This is a genomic window from Thalassobacillus pellis (assembly GCF_016908295.1).
Classification (GTDB): domain Bacteria; phylum Bacillota; class Bacilli; order Bacillales; family Halobacillaceae; genus Thalassobacillus; species Thalassobacillus pellis.
Window position 1 is genome coordinate 111733 of sequence record NZ_JAFBDO010000009.1, and the last position, 18065, is coordinate 129797.

An 18065-nucleotide genomic window follows, 5' to 3' on the forward strand; every position below is an offset into this window, starting at 1 on the left:
AAAAGAGTTGTTAAAGTCTTAGGTTGATTCTCAAGAATCGCTTGTCGGTGGATGCTTGCCGCGGGCACGGCCTCAAGCCTTCTTGGTCAAGAAGGTCGCTTGACCAAGTGAATTTTCGGCTCGCACTGGTCCCTCAGGCGTCACCACCGATCGCTTATTGTGGAATCAACACAGCCAATTAAAAAAAGTGATTTTCTTTGATTAAAAAGAAAATCACTTTTTTATTGCTGTCTAGAAATTATAAAAATGGATGGGTAAATAACGTTTTACAGCTGATTCCCTTCAGCTTGTTTTTAAGCTGGTCAAGGGTGTGCAAGACGCTTCCACTTCTTTTTAAAGAAATTTATCTGCTTTTTGTGTAGTAGCAAAGTGGACTTTTGCTACGTCCTGAAGTTTGGCTTTTCCGAATTTACTGATAACTGCTGCTGCTGCCCTGTCCACTTTTTGGGACGCACCTTTTGGAATATCCATTCTCAGCTCTTTGGAAATGTCTTCCATAGCTTTGACAAAACTGGCCCTTGCAAGGATTGATCCCGCTGCAACAGCAATAGAATAGCTCTCCGCTTTAGTCATGAAATAAACATTTTCCTGGAGTTTGTTTCCTTCTGTTGCAAGGTGGCGTTTGTATACATTTGGTTGGGAGAATTGATCAATCAAAATACCTTCAGGGTGTTCAGGCTGTATTTTTTCGAGGAGTTTTTCAAGGGCGTGGTGGTGTAACATTGTTTTCATTTTTCCCTGACTCCAACCCTTTGCTTGTAACTGGTTATACTTCCTGTTATTGAGTTTTAGTAATGTGTAGGGTATATCCAAATGGAGAATATCCTTAGCAATTTTCCTTATGACCTCATCCGTCAGGTGTTTAGAGTCTTTAACTCCTAACTCTTTCAATAATGCCACATGTTCTTTTTTTACATAAGCCGCGGCCACTGTGATAGGACCGAAATAATCACCAGTTCCAGCTTCATCAGAACCAATATGAGAGCTATGAAATAACGTTTCAGGTGGATGGAATTCATGTACAGGCTTAGTAATCTTTTCTCTTGTATTTGAAGTGTTGGTCAGCCCCCATTGAGCAGCTTCTTTTTCTGGATCTTTCCCTTGAAACAAAACTTTGCCTGACTGGTAGGCAGTAATTGTACTATATGGGGTCTTAGCTACGAACACTGCAGCTTGTGGTATGCTTGGTGCCAGCTGATTTTTATAATGTGATTTCATTTCCTGGATTTTGTCTTTTGTCAATTTCAAAACAACTTGTCCCATATGATTCCTCGCAATCTGACAATATGTAGTTGCCAATTTATGATAAAATTAGTATAACAGACGACAGAATAAGACAGAACCTATTATTATCAGGATAGGTTTGGTTTCCTTATTTTTGAGCTTCGTGTTAATATGAATTTTAGGATTTTATTGTTAGGGGGGATCAGTGTGTCCCAGTCAGACAAAGAAAAAAAACGGACAACGGTTGAAATCTTCAACCGATCATATACAATCGTTGGTCAAGAATCATCCAAACGTGTGAAACTTGTAGCGAGCATGGTCGATCAGAAAATGAGAGAAATCCAGGCCTCCAATCGGTCGTTGGACACATCCAGGCTGGCAGTGCTCACTGCTGTAAATACCATGAACGATTACATAGCCTTAAAGGAAGAACACAATAAAATATTAGAAGAACTGAAAAACATCAAAGAAAAGGAACGAAAACAAGATGACTGATTTAATACTTATTATTCTGTTGATTTTTGGAATATTAAACGGACTGCGAAGAGGGTTTATCCTGCAACTGTTCCACATCGTCGGTTTTATAGCCGCTTTTGTCGTTGCAGTCCTATATTACGATACATTTGCAGACCGTTTAAGGTTATGGATACCATATCCTGATTTGCCCGAAGGAACCCAGTGGGCGATATTTCTGGAAAATTTGCCTTTGGAGACAGCGTTCTATAATGCCGTAGCATTTGCCCTGTTATTTTTTGCAGTAAAAATTATCATGCAAATTATTGCTTCTATGCTAGACTTTGTTGCTGATTTGCCTATCTTGAAAACATTGAATGGGTTGCTAGGAGGATTACTTGGCTTCATCGAAACTTATCTCATTTTATTCCTCCTATTGTCGCTGGGAGCTCTGTTACCAATTGCTTTTGTCCAGAACGCCCTCGATAATTCTTTTATTGCCCAGACAATAGTAGAACATACTCCGATGTTTACCGAACAGCTTAAGAAAATTTGGTTCGAACATGTAGCAGCACTATGGTAAAACTTCTCTATATAATGGAGAAGTTTTTTCTTTAAAGGTATTTTGTTTTTTGAGTGAATTTGGAAATTTCAATTGGCACATGCTGGTACATTTCTATTTATTAGGTTGCTGCATCAGCCGAACACTCTCCATTATTAACGGGTTTAAAGTTTACTCATTCATTAAAACCAGAAACCACTGGATTTTGGTTAAAAGGAAACGTGGAAAGTTCAAAGCATATTTGAAAGGAGCCGACACGATGACCGTCGATAAAAAGAAAGTCATAAAATTACTGGAAGAAATAGCAGTCTATTTAGAATTGAAGGGAGAAAACCCTTTCAAGGTTTCCGCATACCGAAAAGCAGCCCAGGCACTTGAACAGGACGAGCGATCCTTGGGAGAAATAGAAGATTTCAAGAAAATGAAAGGTATTGGAAAAAGTACGGCAGAAGTTATTGAAGAGTATATTGTAGATGGATATTCAGATACATTAAATCAATTGCAGGAAGAAATTCCGCGAGGATTGGTGCCCCTTCTGGATCTTCCGGGCTTGGGCGGCAAAAAGTTATCTAAGCTTTATAAAGAGCTGGGGGTTACCGATGCAGCTTCCTTAAAAAAAGTATGTGAAAATGGGGAAGTCGAAAAGCTGGAAGGTTTCGGCAAAAAGACTGCTGAAAAAATTATTCAAGCTGTAGAGGACGCTGATACCAGACCAGAACGTCTTCCTATTTCTATGATGCTTCCATTAGCGGAGAAGATAGAAGGCTATTTGGAAAGCCTTAAAACTGTAAAAAAATATTCTCGTGCCGGAAGCCTTCGACGAATGCGGGAGACAATCAAGGATCTGGATTTCATTGTTGTTTCGGAAGAGGCAGCAAAAACCCGGGATGAGTTACTCGAATACGAGGATATCGAGGAAGTGATTGCCTCTGGAGAGACAAAGGTATCCATAGTTGTCAACGAAGGTTATGATATAAATATAGATTTCAGGATAGTTAAGCCGAATGAATTTGCAACAACGCTTCATCATTTTACAGGGTCTAAGGACCATAATGTGGCCATGCGTCAGAGGGCAAAAGAAAACAATGAAAAAATAAGCGAATATGGAGTAGAAAATAGTACGACAGGGGAAGTGCTCACCTTTAAAACAGAACAAGCATTTTTTGAACACTTTGGTCTTCATTGGATTCCCCCTGAAGTCAGGGAAAATTTAGGTGAAATAGAAAAAGCGGTAGACGAGAAAATTTCATTAGTCGAAGAAAAAGATATTCGCGGTGATCTTCATATGCACAGTACTTGGAGTGATGGAGCACAGTCAATTAGAGAAATGGCGGAAAAGGCAAGAGAAAAAGGATACGAATTCATTGCCATCACAGATCATTCTAAATTTTTACGTGTCGCCAATGGACTGGATGAAACCCGGCTCAGGAAACAAAGGAAAGAAATCGATAAATTAAATAAGGAATTTGATAATTTCCACATTTTCGCTGGTATAGAAATGGATATACTGCCCGATGGTTCTTTGGATTTCGATGATGAATTTCTTAAAGAAATGGACTTTGTCATTGCTTCCATCCATTCCAGTTTCAATCAAGCGGAAGAGAAAATCATGAATCGACTGGTAAACGCTATGGAAAACCCTCATGTCCATATGATCGCACATCCTACCGGCCGTCTGATTGGGAGAAGGAAAGGATACCAGGTTAACTTGGAAAAGTTGATCGAGAAAGCTGCCGAGACAGGTACGGTTCTTGAGCTCAATGCAAATCCGAACAGGTTAGATCTTAATTGGGAAAGCTTGATAAAAGCCCAGAGAGCCGGCGTGAAATTAGCAATAAATACGGATGCTCATAATTATCCCATGCTTGATCATATGAGGATTGGAATCGGAGCGGCGAGAAAAGGATGGCTCACAAAAGAAAATGTCATTAATACCTGGAAGAAGGATGAACTGATGAAATTATTTGAGCGTAAAGCAAAGTTATAAAGGGGAATTCACTCATGAACCAACGTGTTTTTCATGTTTTAGAATATAGGAAAGTTATTGAACGGCTGGCAAGGCACGCTGCATCCAGCCTGGGAAAAGAAAAAGCATTAGCATTGAAGCCATCGACCAGCCTGGAACAAGTGAAAGAATGGCAAAAAGAGACAGATGAAGCCACTCAGGTTCTTCGACTGAAGGGAGAAGTTCCTTTAGGCGGGATATTTGATATTAAGCCAAGTATTAAGCGGACGATAATAGGTGGGACACTCAGTCCTGTCGAGTGTTTGGATATAGCTTCCACCATATATGGAGGTAAACAAATAAAGCGTTTCATAGAAGAAATGGAAGAACCAGATTTGCCAATCTTACGGGAACTGGTCGGAAACCTCGTGCCATTAAATGAGTTGGAGCGCCGGATCAGAGGTTGCATTGATGACCACGGCCATGTGATGGATGGTGCTTCTGATAAGTTACGCACGGTTCGTTCTCGAATGCGTACGTATGAAAGCAGGATCCGTGACAAAATGGACGCTTATACAAAATCCAAAAGCAAAATGCTGTCTGAGCCGATTGTAACTATCCGTAATGAGCGTTATGTTCTTCCTGTCAAACAGGAATACAAGGGAGCTGTCGGCGGTATTGTCCATGATCAATCTTCTTCCGGTGCGACTTTGTTTATAGAACCACAATCTGTCGTGGATTTAAATAATCAATTGCAGGAAGCAAAAGTCCAGGAAAAACATGAGATTGATCGTATACTTAAAGAACTTTCCGAAGCTATCGCTGTTGATGAAGCTTATTTGTATGAGAATGTTTCCATCCTGACCACAATAGATTTCATGTTTGCAAGGGCTAAGCTCGGCCAGTCGATGAAAGCCGCTATGCCTCTGATGAATGACCAGGGCATCATTAAAATGAGACAAGCAAGGCATCCATTGATTGAGCAGGATGAAGTCGTCGCTAATGACATTGAATTAGGAGAGGATTTTACCTCCATTGTTATAACCGGGCCAAACACCGGGGGGAAAACAGTCACCTTGAAAATGGTCGGTCTGTGTACCCTGATGGCTCAATCAGGACTACAGATTCCTGCCCTGGATGGCTGTGAATTGGCTGTGTTTGAAAATGTGTACGCCGATATCGGTGATGAACAATCGATTGAACAGAGTTTGAGTACTTTTTCTTCTCACATGACCAATATTGTCGATATCCTTAAGCATGTCAATGACCGGACCCTAGTACTGTTTGATGAACTTGGAGCAGGAACTGACCCGCAGGAAGGAGCGGCTCTGGCTATGTCTATCCTAGATGAGGTAGTAAGCCGGAATGCGCGGGTCATCGCTACTACCCATTACCCTGAATTGAAGGCTTATGGTTATAATAGGGAGGGTGTTATTAATGCGTCCGTTGAGTTTGATATAAAGACGTTAAAACCAACATACAGGTTATTGATAGGTGTGCCAGGGAGGAGTAATGCGTTCGAAATTTCGCGCCGTCTCGGACTTGATGAGCAGGTAATCGAGACAGCCAAAGGTCATATTGGTACTGATTCAAAAAGTGTAGAAAATATGATTGCTTCCTTGGAAACATCCACTCGGCAGGCAGAAAAAGATTTTGAAGAAGCAGAAGAAATACTGAAACAGGCGACTGAATTGCATCAAGAACTGCACAATGTATGGGCAGAGTTTGAAGAAAAACGTAATAAACTATACGAGAAGGCAGAACGAAAAGCAGAAAAAGCTATCGAACAGGCCCGTATGGAGGCAGAAGAAATTGTGAAAGACCTTCGGAGCAGAAATAATTTTAAGGAGCATGAATGGATCGAAGCAAGAAAGCAATTGGACGAGACCAAGCCGAATCTGGCGAAACAGAAACCAGATAAAGCAGAAAAAAAGAGCCCTGTTACCCGCGAGTTGAAACAAGGCGACGAGGTAAAGCTTTTAAAGCTTAATCAGACTGGAACAGTCAGCGAAAAAATCAGTGACAACGAGTATCAAGTCAATGTCGGCATTATGAAGGTGAAAGTGAAACGAAAAGATTTAGAGTATGTAAAATCACAGCAGCCACTGAAAGAAAAGCCTATGGCGACCGTCAAGGGGAAGGGATATCATGTAAAAACAGAATTGGACCTCCGAGGTGAGCGTTATGAGGAGGCGATGAATCAGCTGGAAAAATATATAGATGACGCCATTCTTGCAGGTTATCCACGCGTTTCGATCATTCACGGTAAAGGAACAGGCGCTCTTCGGACAGGTGTGGAAAGCTTTGCAAAAAATCATCGCTCCATCACTTCACACCGCTCCGGTGGTATGAATGAAGGCGGTGGCGGAGTCACTGTTCTTGAGTTAGGCTGATAGAGGGGGGATGAAGATGGAGAGCTTTTGGGAGAATGTATTGGTGGAGACTGCTGCGAGCTACAGCGTAGTCATTCTTTGCCTTGTAGTTTTCATGACCATTTTTGAATTAGTTACACGTTATAATAATTGGAAAGAAATTAAGCGAGGCAACATGGCTGTAGCGATGGCCACCGGGGGGAAGATTTTCGGGATAGCGAACATTTTCCGATACTCCATTGAACATAATGACTCTTTGCTGGAAACAATGGGATGGGGACTATTTGGTTTCTTGTTATTATTGTCCGGTTATTTCATTTATGAGTTCCTTACACCTACATTTAAAATTGATGAAGAAATCGAAAAAGATAACCGCGCAGTGGGATTTATATCCCTGGTCATCTCCGTAGGTCTTTCCTTTGTAATCGGTGCAAATATCATATGAGGAGCGTTACAAAGTGGAAACTTTAGCAAAAGTTCTGGGAGTAGTATCTATACTTTTTGTCATGATTGGTATTATTTATATCGTGTTAAGTTAGAACAAAAGACAGGTTGTTCCAGTCTGACAACCTGTCTTTTGATATGGTTCGTTTGCCCTGTAAGACATACAGTTTTTGCAAAATTTAAAATAATATTTCAAATATCTGCAATTAATAAGTATAATAGTTATAAGCGATATAAAGGGAGGAATTCTGATGAGTGAACAGTTTGTACGGCCCTGGCACCGTCTTTATCCTGATGAAATTCCTGCTACTTTAGACTATGACGTAAAGCCGTTGCACGAATTTTTAGTGGAAAGCGCACAAAAACATCCAAAAAAGAAAGCGCTTCATTTCATGGGGAAGGAAATGACTTACAGGGAGTTGTTGGAGCATACGAAACGGTTTGCATGTTATATACAGGATCTTGGTCTGAATAAAGGCGACCGTGTTTCCGTCATGCTTCCGAACTGCCCGCAATCAGTCATAGCTTATTATGGGATATTAATGGCTGGCGGGATCGTTGTACAGACCAACCCCTTGTACATGGAACGGGAACTGGAATATCAATTGAATGATTCGGATGCAACCATGATAGTCTGTCTGGATATACTCCTTCCGAAAGTTTCTAATGTAAAAGGAAATACAAGTATTGAACACGTGGTGGTTACTGGTATCAAGGATTACCTCCCATTCCCGAAAAATAAAATATACCCTTTTATCCAAAAGCGTCAATACAATATGGTCGTCAAAGCTGAGCAATCAGAGGACACCCATCTTTGGGATAATATCATCGAGGTGTCTGACGGGGAAGTAAAACCAGTACAAATAGATCCAGATAAAGATCTTGCGCTATTACAATACACAGGCGGAACAACAGGTTTTCCAAAAGGTGTAATGCTAACCCATATGAACCTTGTCTCTAATACAGAAATGTGCAGGAAATGGCTGTATAAGTGTAAGCCGGGAGAGGAAATAGTTTTAGGAATCCTGCCTTTTTTCCACGTATATGGTATGACTGCAGTTATGAATCTCTCCATCTTCATGAGCTCGAAAATGGTTCTGCTGCCTAAATTTGAAGTGCTTGATGTGTTGAAAACTATTGAGAAGCAGCGGCCGACACTCTTTCCAGGTGCACCTACCATCTATATTGGGCTGTTGAATCATCCAGATTTAAAAAAATATGATTTATCCTCCATTGAAGCATGCATCAGTGGTTCTGCCCCGCTACCAGTAGAAGTACAGGAACGATTTGAAAAAGTCACTGGAGGTAAGTTGGTGGAAGGTTATGGTTTAACAGAAACCTCCCCAGTTACACACTCTAATATGGTATGGGACAAAAGAGTTAATGGAAGTGTCGGTGTACCTTGGCCAGATACCGATGCGAAAATTTTTAACCTGGATTCTAATGAAGAAGCTGAATGCGGTGAAGTAGGTGAAATAGTTGTAAAAGGCCCTCAAGTGATGAAGGGATATTGGGGACGCAAGGAGGAGACAGACCAGGTACTTACTGAAGAGGGCTGGCTTCGTACCGGAGATTTGGGATATATGAATGAAGAAGGATACTTTTTTATCGTCGACCGAAAGAAAGACATGATCATAGCAGGCGGACTTAACATATATCCACGGGAAGTTGAAGAGGTCCTTTATGAGCATGAGGCAGTGCAAGAAGCTGTAATTGTCGGTATACCTGATCCTTATCGAGGGGAAACCGTGAAAGCGTTTATTGTGAAGCGGGATGGTGCTGAGCTTACTGAAGAGGACTTAGATGCATTTTGCCGGAAACACATGGCTTCGTTCAAAGTCCCCCGTATATATGAATTCAGGGATGAACTTCCAAAGACAGCAGTAGGGAAGATTTTAAGGCGTGCACTGATTGATGAGGAAAAAAAGAGAATGGAAACGCAAGATAAAGAGCCAGTTTGATTTCGGAAGCTTGTCTTCCGGAATTTTTATACTTTTAGAAAGTTTAACTTTGTTAAAGGACTAAAGTATAAGTAAAACTAAGGCTTTCGCCAAAAGGACGTGGCGACAAGCCAAGTTTTTCTAATTGACAGGTCAACAGAGGAACGGTAAAATAACTTATGAATGACCGTTCATTCATTTTCAGTCATAAGGCAGGAGATAACAATGAAAAAAAACAAGCCGAAATATAACCAAATCATTGATGCAGCTGTCGAAATCATTGCTGAAAATGGATATCACTCTTCACAAGTTTCGAAAATTGCTAAAAAAGCAGGAGTGGCGGATGGCACTATTTATTTGTATTTTAAAAATAAAGAAGATATCCTCGTGTCTTTATTCCAGCAAAAAATGGGAAGTTTCATTGAAAAAATCGAAGCGGAAACCACTCAAAAGCAAACAGCGGATGAAAAGCTGCTGGCATTGATTAAAACACATTTCCAGCAGCTTACTGCCAATCATCATCTGGCGATTGTGACCCAATTGGAATTAAGGCAGTCTAAGCCGGATCTTCGTTTGAAAATTAACGAAGTACTCAAAAGGTACCTTGTGGTTATTGACCAGATACTGAATGAAGGCATAAAAGACAAAAGTTTCCGAGGGGATATTAATATCAGGCTTGTCCGGCAAATGATTTTTGGTACACTGGATGAAGCAGTAACCAATTGGGTGATGAAGGATCAGCATTATGACTTAGTAGATCAAGCTGAGGAAGTTCATGATTTGATCGTCCGTGGTTTGACTAATAGAAATAATTGAGAAAGGGGAGGTAAAGGTTTGAGCAATATCTCACTTCAAGTGGAAAACAATGTAGCAACGCTCACACTACAAAGCCCGCCCGCGAATGCCTTATCCAGCAGCTTACTCCAGGCGTTGTCTGACAGGATGGATGAGATAGAAAAAGGCGGGGAAGTCAAAGCAATAATTATCAAAGGGGAAGGAAAGTTCTTTTCAGCTGGCGCTGATATCAAAGAATTTACTTCGCTTCAAAATGAAACCGATTACACGAGTCTTTCTCAGAAAGGTCAGGAATTGTTTGATCGATTGGAACACTTCCACATACCTGTTATCGCTGCTATACACGGTGCTGTGCTCGGCGGTGGATTGGAACTGGCTATGGCTTGTCATATCCGCTATTGTGAAGAGGAAGCTAAATTTGGCATGCCCGAACTCAATCTCGGTATTATACCAGGTTTTGCAGGAACGCAAAGGCTGCCGCGTCTGGTAGGAGAACCACTGGCATATGAGATGATTCTCTCTGGTACACCGATTAGTGGGAAAGAAGCGGCCACCCTAGGTCTGGCGAACAAAAGTTTCCCATCAGAGGACCTGTTCCCTGCTGCCGAAAAACTGGCAAAAACCATTGCCGCCAAAAGCGGTCCTTCCATCCATAAGGTAATGAACCTGATCCCATATACAAGAGCTGCCAAGTTTAAGGAAGGTGCCCAAGCGGAAGCACAAGCATTTGGCCAGGCTTTCGGAACTCAGGATGCAAAGGAAGGTATACAAGCATTTATAGAAAAACGAAAACCTAATTTCAAAGATCATTAGTTTAGGAGGTTCAACTGTTATGAATATCTACGTACTGTTAAAAAGGACATTCGATACAGAAGAAAAAATTTCTATCAGCAATGGGAAGATTGAAGATGAGGGTGCTGAGTTCATTATTAACCCTTATGACGAGTATGCTGTAGAGGAAGCGATAAACCTTAGAGATGAGCATGGCGGGGAAGTAACAGTCGTAACTGTCGGAGAGGAAGAATCAGAGAAGCAGCTTAGGACTGCACTTGCTATGGGAGCCGATAAAGCAGTGTTAATTAATACGGAAGAAGACCTGGAAGATGGAGATCAATTCACAACCGTGAAAATATTGGAAGCTTTTTTCAAAGATAAAGAGGTTGATATTATCTTGGGTGGAAACGTTGCTATTGATGAAGCGAGTGGCCAGGTAGGCCCACGTCTTGCTGAGCGGCTTTCTATTCCTTATGTTACGACAATTACGGATATCAATATTGATGGTAAAACAGTTTCTATTGAGAGGGATGTAGAAGGTGATGTCGAAAAAGTAGAAACATCACTCCCCCTGCTAGTAACTTGTCAACAGGGTTTGAACGAACCACGTTATCCTTCCTTGCCAGGCATCATGAAAGCGAAAAAGAAACCGCTCGAGGAATTGGAACTGGATGATCTGGATCTGGATGAGAATGATGTGGAAGCGAAAACAAAAACGATTGAAATATATCTGCCACCTGAAAAAGAAGCCGGTAAGGTTTTAGAAGGGGAAATAGACGATCAAGTGAAAGAACTAGTGTCTTTACTTAAAAACGATTCCAAGGTACTTTAATTTGAAGCGTACAGGGAAAGGAGAATTCGCATGGGTAAGAAAATGTTAGTCATTGGGGAAGCTCGTGAAGGAGTACTCCGTAATGTTACTTTTGAAGCAATTGCAGCTGCAAAAAAAATAAGTGACGGTGGTGAAATCGTCGCCGTCCTTTGCGGGGAAGGCGATCTAAAAGAACAAGGAAATGAGATGATCTATTACGGCGCTGACCGTGCCATCACTGTTTCAGATGTTAAATTGAAAACGTATACATCTGAAGGGTTCGGCCAGGCAATCAAAGCCGTTATTCAGGACGAATCACCAGAAGGTATCATTATGGGGCAAACAGCCGTCGGCAAAGATCTGACCCCAAAACTTGCGAGCCAGCTGGAGTCAGGCCTCGTATCCGATGTTACGGAAGTGGCAGTAGAAGGCGGAAATATTATTTTCACACGGCCAATATATTCTGGTAAAGCATTTGAAAAGAAGATCATCAAAGATGGCCTCCTATTTGCGACGATTCGTCCGAATAATATACCATCTCTGGAACGTGACGAGTCCCGCTCCGGAGAAGTAACAGCCAAGCAGGTGGATATAAAAGATATCCGTACCGTCATCAAGGATATTATCAGGAAGGGTTCTGAAGGTGTCGATTTATCCGAAGCCAAAGTTATTGTAGCTGGTGGCCGAGGTGTAAAAAGTTCAGAAGGCTTCGAACCTCTGGAAGAGCTTGCAAACGTTTTGGGTGGTGCGGTTGGTGCTTCCCGAGGGGCGTGTGATGCAGGTTATTGTGATTACTCCCTCCAAATCGGCCAGACCGGTAAAGTAGTTACACCAGACCTTTATATTGCCTGTGGCATCTCGGGGGCAATACAGCACTTGGCTGGTATGTCCAACTCAAAAGTGATTGTGGCGATAAATAAAGATCCTGAAGCGAATATTTTCAATGTCGCCGATTATGGCATTGTAGGAGATTTATTCGATGTCGTTCCGAAGCTGATTGAAGAAATTAAAAAGGAAAAAGTGAACGCTTAACAAAATGCACTGCAGCAACACGAAGCTGCAGTGTATTCTTATGAGTAAAAAAGGAAGATTTGTGGTATAAACAAACTGTTAGCCACTAAAAATAGAACATGGTATACTTTATCCATGTTGAAAATGATTGTTCGAGGAGGAATAAATGTATGGCAATTGTAACTGGTACTGATCAAAATTTCACTGAAGAAACTAACGAAGGGCTAGTCCTCGCTGATTTTTGGGCTCCATGGTGCGGACCTTGCAAAATGATCGCTCCTGTCCTGGAAGAAATCGACGGTGAAATGAGCGATAAAGTTAAAATTGTAAAGCTAGATGTGGATGAAAACCAAGAAACCGCTGGAAAGTACGGTGTAATGAGTATTCCTACACTACTGCTTTTCAAAGACGGTAAGGTAGTTGACCAGGTAATTGGTTTCCAGCCAAAAGAAGCATTGACCGATCTTATTAACAAACATGCTTAATAGTTTTTAATTATATGAAGCCGCGTTGCATCTTGTAACGCGGCTTTTTGTACGTAAAAGCGTATGCAATCGGGAGTGTATTTCTATCCTCGCATTGGTGAAATATGTTAATTTTATAATAAAGCAGCTATATTTGGAGTGAGTATGGGATGAATGAAAATATCAAAGAAAAGCTGGCTGTACTGCCCAACCAGCCAGGCTGTTACCTGATGAAGGATAAAAATGGAACCGTTATTTATGTCGGCAAATCAAAAGTGTTAAAGAATAGAGTCAGATCTTATTTCACAGGAGCTCATGATGGAAAAACCCAGCGTCTCGTTCGGGAAATCGCAAACTTTGAATATATTGTTACATCTTCAGAAATAGAAGCCTTAATCTTGGAAATGAATCTGATCAAGAAATACGACCCTAAATATAATGTGCTCTTAAAAGATGATAAGACGTACCCATATTTGAAGATTACACCAGAGAAACATCCAAGACTGATAGTTACAAGAAAAATAAAAAAAGATAAGGGTAAGTATTTCGGCCCTTACCCTAATGTGCTTGCAGCCAGGGAAACCAAGAAATTACTTGATAGATTATATCCTTTGCGCAAATGTAATACTATGCCTGACAGAGTTTGTCTTTACTATCATATGCACCAGTGTCTGGGACCATGTGAATTCCCTGTTTCTCAGGAGACGAACCAAAACATAGTTCAAAATATTACCTCTTTCTTAAGCGGTGGTCACAAAGAAATTAAGAAGGATATAAAAAAGAAAATGTATCAGGCTTCTGAGGATCTGGATTTTGAAAGGGCAAAAGAACTTCGTGATCAAATAGAGCATATTGAATCAGTCATGGAACAACAAAAGATGACTATGAATGATCAGGTAGACCGGGATGTGTTCGGTTACGCCTATGATAAGGGGTGGATGTGTGTCCAGGTGTTTTTCGTCAGACAGGGAAAGTTAATTGAACGGGACATCGCTTTATTCCCATTCTTTGATGATCCGGAGGAGACCTTCCTCTCCTATATTGGACGTTTTTATTTTCACCAAAACCATCCGTATCCAAAACAAGTACTTGTGCCGGTAGCGACCAATATCAGCTTGCTGGAAGGTGTTTTGGATACAAAAGTCCATATCCCTATGCGAGGAAGAAAAAAAGAGTTGGTAGAGCTGGCCATGAAAAATGCAGAAATTGCTTTGAAGGAAAAGTTTGCTTTGATAGAGCGTGATGAAGAGCGGACAATCAAGGCTGTCGAGAAGCTGGGCGAAAAGCTTAACATTGAATTACCGAGCAGAATCGAAGCTTTTGACAATTCAAATATTCAGGGTACTGATCCGGTTTCCGCCATGGTTGTATTTGTTGATGGTAAACCGGAAAAGAAAGATTATCGAAAATATAAAATTCGAGATGTAAAAGGTCCAGATGATTATGAAACGATGCGGGAAGTTATCAGGAGGCGTTATACACGGGTCCTTAAAGAAGGACTGCCACTGCCTGATCTGATTCTTGTAGATGGTTCGAAAGGGCAGATGAGTGCCGCTATCGATGTGCTAGAGAATGAGCTGGGACTGGATATTCCGTTGTGCGGTCTGGCAAAGGATGATAAACACAAAACAAGTGAGCTTTTATATGGGGATCCTGCTCAGGTAGTCGACCTGGACCGTAAATCACAGGAGTTTTATTTGATTCAGCGCATTCAGGACGAAGTTCACCGTTTCGCTATCTCCTTTCACAGGCAGCTCCGCGGGAAAGGAGCAATCCAATCGGAACTGGATGACATTCAAGGAATCGGTGAAAAAAGAAGGAGACTGCTGCTGCGTCATTTTAAATCGGTAGATCATATCCGGAAAGCAAGTGCCTCGGATATAACAAAGCTCGGCATACCGCTGCCTGTTGCAGAAACTTTACTGGAACAGCTGAACCAAAAAAATGAGGGGCAGGTTGAAGAATAACCTGGCCCCTCCGAATTTTATGTCACAAATAGTAAAAGCTATACCAAATGCCAGTGGTAATGTCCCATCATAACCCTTTTGTAGTTAGGTTTGGATGACGGAAAAAGTAACGGTGTATTTTTTCTTATGTAATTCTTCCATACACTCACATTCCACATCCTTCACGATTTTCATCGATTCAGCGAGAAAGCCCGCTTCCATACGGTAGTCTACCTCAAATAAAGGGTTTTGAAGCCGTTTTTCTATGACATGGCCGCTCAATTCAAAAATAGTCTCATGTTTTTTTTCCTGGATGATGGATAGCTTGCCCCAGCCGAAGTGCTGAAAAAATTCCAGAATGTCTTCCTGGGAGGAGATTTCAGTTTTCCTGGCAAGATTTTTACCCATGCAATATAGGATGAAAGGTGCTTCTTTTCCAAGCAAATCAGGAAGTGTATAATAACGCAGCAAGTCATAGCCTGCACCTGTATGGACTAATGACTGCAGGTGGTTTTGGTCGATCTTGGTTGTTTTTTTTTCCTTCATATACGGTCATTCCTTTCTATTAGCCATTATCGCTTGATTTGGAAAGTTGTGCAACAGGCTAAATAGGATTTCTCATTTTAGAAGGATTTTCCAACATTCGATAAATTATGGTTTTGAATTCTTGACGCTCTAATCCGATAGAAGTACAATAAGTGTGTCACAAAATGTACATTCATCAGGAATCAAGGGGAAATTGGGGTTTTCCTTTGCGGAATGATATGTTCCGTTTTTTAAACATGGCTCAAAGCCTTGTTTTTCTATGGCTTTTTTAAAGCGCTTTTATAGCTGTGATAATGTACAGAAAATCCAAAAATCATTTACATTTGAGGGGGGTAAAGCATGGCGGGAAATCGCGATTATATCAACAGGCGGATTCATTCCCTGCTTGGAGTGATTCCGATTGGAATTTTCCTGATCCAACACCTGACAGTCAACTTCTTTGCAACACGTGGTCCTGAAGCTTTCAACAATGCAGCACATTTCATGGAAAGTCTGCCTTACCGGTACGTATTGGAAATTTTCATCATTTTCCTACCTATCTTATTCCATGGAATCTATGGGGTTTATATTGCTTTTACAGCTCGGCATAATGTCAGTAACTTCGGTTATTTCCGAAACTGGATGTTTATGTTGCAGCGCTACACCGGAATTATAACCCTTGTCTTCATTGCCTGGCACGTGTGGGAAACCAGAATTGCCATTGGTCTTGGTTGGGCAGAGCTTAACTATCAGTTGATGGAGAGTATACTTACTGAACCGTTCTTTTTCTGGTTCTACGTAATCGGGGTTATTTCTACTACGTTCCATTTCGCTAACGGACTATGGTCCTTCTGTGTCAGTTGGGGACTTACAATCACCCCTCGCTCGCAGCGTTTTGTGACGTATGCAACTATCATCGTTTTCTTAGCAATTTCTTATGTGGGTGTGCGCACGTTGTTCACATTCGCATATGGAGGATAATATCATAATCTTCAGCTAGAATTGTGAGTACTTAATAGGGAGTGAGTTTATATGAGCAACCGAAACATCGTTATTGTTGGCGGTGGACTGGCCGGACTAATGGCAACCATAAAGGCCGCTGAAGCTGGTGTTCACGTCGACCTGCTATCCATTGTACCCGTAAAACGTTCTCACTCTGTTTGTGCGCAAGGCGGTATTAATGGTGCTGTCAATACAAAAGGTGAAGGAGATTCTCCTTGGGAGCATTTTGACGATACAGTATATGGCGGGGATTTCCTTGCTAACCAGCCGCCTGTAAAGGCTATGTGTGACGCTGCACCTGGAATCATTCACCTGCTTGACAGAATGGGTGTCATGTTCAACCGTACTCCGGAAGGACTGCTTGATTTCCGTCGTTTTGGAGGAACGCAGCATCACAGAACAGCCTATGCCGGCGCAACAACAGGCCAACAACTACTGTATGCTTTAGACGAACAAGTCCGACGTCATGAAGTGAATGGACTTGTTACTAAATATGAAGGATGGGAATTCCTTTCTGCAGTTGTCGATGAGGAAGGAACAGGACGGGGAATCGTTGCCCAGAACCTTTATGATCATGAAATTAAGGTCCTTAAAGCAGATGCTGTCATTATGGCTACAGGGGGACCTGGTATCATCTTCGGTAAATCTACCAACTCGGTCATTAACACCGGTTCAGCCGCTGGAGCGCTTTACCAGCAGGGTGTCAAATATGCAAACGGTGAATTTATCCAAATTCATCCAACTGCTATTCCTGGGGACGACAAACTTCGTTTAATGAGTGAATCCGCCCGTGGGGAAGGCGGCCGTGTATGGACATATAAAGACGGTGAACCATGGTATTTCCTAGAGGAGAAATACCCTGCGTATGGTAACCTTGTGCCTCGTGATATTGCGACTCGTGAAATATTTGATGTCTGTGTGAATCAAAAGCTTGGTATCAATGGGGAAAATATGGTTTATCTGGATCTGTCTCACAAAGATGCGAAAGAGCTGGACGTCAAGCTTGGTGGAATCATTGAAATTTACGAAAAATTTGTAGGCGAAGATCCACGGAAAGTACCAATGAAAATATTCCCTGCTGTCCATTATTCCATGGGGGGCATGTGGGTAGATTTTGATCAGATGACAAACATTCCTGGCATTTTTGCTGCGGGCGAATGTGACTACACCCAGCATGGAGCTAACCGATTGGGAGCAAACTCTTTACTATCTTCCATTTATGGAGGAATGGTAGCTGGTCCGAACGCTGTTAAATATATTTCTGGTCTTGAGAAAACGTTCGAAGACGTTTCTGAGGATATATTCGATAAGCAGCTGAAGACTGAGCAAGACAAATTTGATGCTATAATGAATATGGATGGGGATGAAAATGCTTACCAAATCCATAAAGAGCTCGGGGAATGGATGACAGATAATGTTACAGTTGTCCGTGACAACGAGAAGCTGCTAAAGACTGATGCAAAGATCCAGGAATTGATGGAACGCTATGAGCGTATCAATGTCAACGATACATCGCGCTGGAGTAATCAGGGAGCAATGTTTATCCGCCAGCTGAAAAACATGCTGCATCTTGCCCGTGTTATTACTATTGGGGCTTATAATCGGAATGAGAGCCGTGGTGCTCATTTTAAACCGGAATTCCCAGATAGAAATGATGAAGAATGGTTGAAAACCACGGTTGCAACCTATAATGCAGCAGAAAACAAACCAGAGTTCACTTATGAAGACGTAGACACTTCCCTGATTAAACCGCGTAAACGTGACTATTCTAAAGGCAAACAAGGGGGGAAATAGATC

At 41.6% G+C, this 18065-nt stretch carries 16 protein-coding genes; 14 read left to right on the forward strand and 2 right to left on the reverse strand.

Translation table 11 applies throughout. From position 1 onward, the window contains the following. Positions 1–333 precede the first annotated feature (333 nt). Positions 334–1263 (reverse strand): ribonuclease HIII, encoded by a 930-nt coding sequence (rnhC, locus tag JOC33_RS19395; RefSeq protein WP_205094324.1) that lies wholly within the window; start codon positions 1261–1263, stop codon positions 334–336. Positions 1264–1395: 132 nt separating this feature from the next. Here rnhC and zapA point away from each other — a divergent pair, with 132 nt between their 5' ends. The 12 genes from zapA (at position 1396) to uvrC (ending at position 14762) form a co-directional block, all read left to right on the forward strand. Beyond that, positions 1396–1719 (forward strand): cell division protein ZapA, encoded by a 324-nt coding sequence (gene zapA / locus JOC33_RS19400; protein ID WP_205094325.1) that lies wholly within the window; start codon positions 1396–1398, stop codon positions 1717–1719. Next, a complete protein-coding gene (locus JOC33_RS19405; RefSeq protein ID WP_205094328.1) occupies positions 1712–2260 on the forward strand; it encodes a CvpA family protein in 549 nt (182 codons plus the stop codon). The genes zapA and JOC33_RS19405 overlap by 8 nt, the downstream gene beginning before the upstream one ends. Before the next feature lie 238 nt (positions 2261–2498). Then, positions 2499–4226: a DNA polymerase/3'-5' exonuclease PolX gene (polX, locus tag JOC33_RS19410; RefSeq protein WP_205094330.1), complete on the forward strand. Its 1728-nt coding sequence runs from the start codon at positions 2499–2501 to the stop codon at positions 4224–4226. Positions 4227–4240: 14 nt separating this feature from the next. After that, positions 4241–6577 carry an endonuclease MutS2 gene (locus tag JOC33_RS19415; protein ID WP_205094331.1) on the forward strand — a complete coding sequence of 779 codons (2337 nt, stop codon included), beginning with the start codon at positions 4241–4243 and terminating at the stop codon, positions 6575–6577. Between the two features lie 16 nt (positions 6578–6593). Then, positions 6594–7001 carry a DUF350 domain-containing protein gene (locus JOC33_RS19420; RefSeq protein ID WP_205094333.1) on the forward strand — a complete coding sequence of 136 codons (408 nt, stop codon included), beginning with the start codon at positions 6594–6596 and terminating at the stop codon, positions 6999–7001. Positions 7002–7251: 250 nt separating this feature from the next. Then, complete coding sequence (locus tag JOC33_RS19425) at positions 7252–8961, forward strand: long-chain-fatty-acid--CoA ligase (RefSeq protein ID WP_205094335.1); 1710 nt, start codon at positions 7252–7254, stop codon at positions 8959–8961. A 204-nt stretch (positions 8962–9165) separates the two neighbouring features. Continuing rightward, on the forward strand, positions 9166–9756 hold the full coding sequence (locus JOC33_RS19430) for a TetR/AcrR family transcriptional regulator (RefSeq protein WP_205094337.1): 591 nt from the start codon (positions 9166–9168) through the stop codon (positions 9754–9756). Between the two features lie 18 nt (positions 9757–9774). Further along, a complete protein-coding gene (locus JOC33_RS19435) occupies positions 9775–10548 on the forward strand; it encodes an enoyl-CoA hydratase (RefSeq protein WP_205094339.1) in 774 nt (257 codons plus the stop codon). Between the two features lie 19 nt (positions 10549–10567). Next, the gene (locus JOC33_RS19440; protein ID WP_205094341.1) at positions 10568–11341 is read left to right on the forward strand and encodes an electron transfer flavoprotein subunit beta/FixA family protein; all 774 of its coding nucleotides are present in this window, start codon (positions 10568–10570) and stop codon (positions 11339–11341) included. A 30-nt stretch (positions 11342–11371) separates the two neighbouring features. After that, positions 11372–12352 carry an electron transfer flavoprotein subunit alpha/FixB family protein gene (locus tag JOC33_RS19445; protein WP_205094343.1) on the forward strand — a complete coding sequence of 327 codons (981 nt, stop codon included), beginning with the start codon at positions 11372–11374 and terminating at the stop codon, positions 12350–12352. Between the two features lie 149 nt (positions 12353–12501). Then, positions 12502–12816 (forward strand): thioredoxin, encoded by a 315-nt coding sequence (gene trxA, locus JOC33_RS19450; protein WP_205094345.1) that lies wholly within the window; start codon positions 12502–12504, stop codon positions 12814–12816. 149 nt (positions 12817–12965) lie between these two features. Beyond that, positions 12966–14762, forward strand: coding sequence for an excinuclease ABC subunit UvrC (uvrC, locus tag JOC33_RS19455; RefSeq protein WP_205094347.1), 1797 nt, complete (start codon positions 12966–12968; stop codon positions 14760–14762). Between the two features lie 84 nt (positions 14763–14846). Here the strand turns inward: uvrC and JOC33_RS19460 are convergent, their stop codons facing one another. Next, complete coding sequence (locus JOC33_RS19460) at positions 14847–15287, reverse strand: YslB family protein (protein WP_205094349.1); 441 nt, start codon at positions 15285–15287, stop codon at positions 14847–14849. 339 nt (positions 15288–15626) lie between these two features. Between JOC33_RS19460 and JOC33_RS19465 the strand changes: the two genes are divergently transcribed. Next, a complete protein-coding gene (locus JOC33_RS19465; RefSeq protein WP_205094351.1) occupies positions 15627–16247 on the forward strand; it encodes a succinate dehydrogenase cytochrome b558 subunit in 621 nt (206 codons plus the stop codon). A 51-nt stretch (positions 16248–16298) separates the two neighbouring features. Next, positions 16299–18062, forward strand: a complete 1764-nt coding sequence (sdhA, locus tag JOC33_RS19470; RefSeq protein ID WP_205094353.1) for a succinate dehydrogenase flavoprotein subunit — start codon at positions 16299–16301, stop codon at positions 18060–18062. Positions 18063–18065 lie beyond the last annotated feature (3 nt).

Coding starts and splice junctions, on each gene's coding strand:
- rnhC (WP_205094324.1), bottom strand. CDS start 1,263: ATGGGACAAGTTGTTTTGAAATTGACAAAAGACAAAATCCAGGAAATG.
- zapA (WP_205094325.1), top strand. CDS start 1,396: ATGAATTTTAGGATTTTATTGTTAGGGGGGATCAGTGTGTCCCAGTCA.
- JOC33_RS19405 (WP_205094328.1), top strand. CDS start 1,712: ATGACTGATTTAATACTTATTATTCTGTTGATTTTTGGAATATTAAAC.
- polX (WP_205094330.1), top strand. CDS start 2,499: ATGACCGTCGATAAAAAGAAAGTCATAAAATTACTGGAAGAAATAGCA.
- JOC33_RS19415 (WP_205094331.1), top strand. CDS start 4,241: ATGAACCAACGTGTTTTTCATGTTTTAGAATATAGGAAAGTTATTGAA.
- JOC33_RS19420 (WP_205094333.1), top strand. CDS start 6,594: ATGGAGAGCTTTTGGGAGAATGTATTGGTGGAGACTGCTGCGAGCTAC.
- JOC33_RS19425 (WP_205094335.1), top strand. CDS start 7,252: ATGAGTGAACAGTTTGTACGGCCCTGGCACCGTCTTTATCCTGATGAA.
- JOC33_RS19430 (WP_205094337.1), top strand. CDS start 9,166: ATGAAAAAAAACAAGCCGAAATATAACCAAATCATTGATGCAGCTGTC.
- JOC33_RS19440 (WP_205094341.1), top strand. CDS start 10,568: ATGAATATCTACGTACTGTTAAAAAGGACATTCGATACAGAAGAAAAA.
- JOC33_RS19445 (WP_205094343.1), top strand. CDS start 11,372: ATGGGTAAGAAAATGTTAGTCATTGGGGAAGCTCGTGAAGGAGTACTC.
- trxA (WP_205094345.1), top strand. CDS start 12,502: ATGGCAATTGTAACTGGTACTGATCAAAATTTCACTGAAGAAACTAAC.
- uvrC (WP_205094347.1), top strand. CDS start 12,966: ATGAATGAAAATATCAAAGAAAAGCTGGCTGTACTGCCCAACCAGCCA.
- JOC33_RS19460 (WP_205094349.1), bottom strand. CDS start 15,287: ATGAAGGAAAAAAAAACAACCAAGATCGACCAAAACCACCTGCAGTCA.
- JOC33_RS19465 (WP_205094351.1), top strand. CDS start 15,627: ATGGCGGGAAATCGCGATTATATCAACAGGCGGATTCATTCCCTGCTT.
- sdhA (WP_205094353.1), top strand. CDS start 16,299: ATGAGCAACCGAAACATCGTTATTGTTGGCGGTGGACTGGCCGGACTA.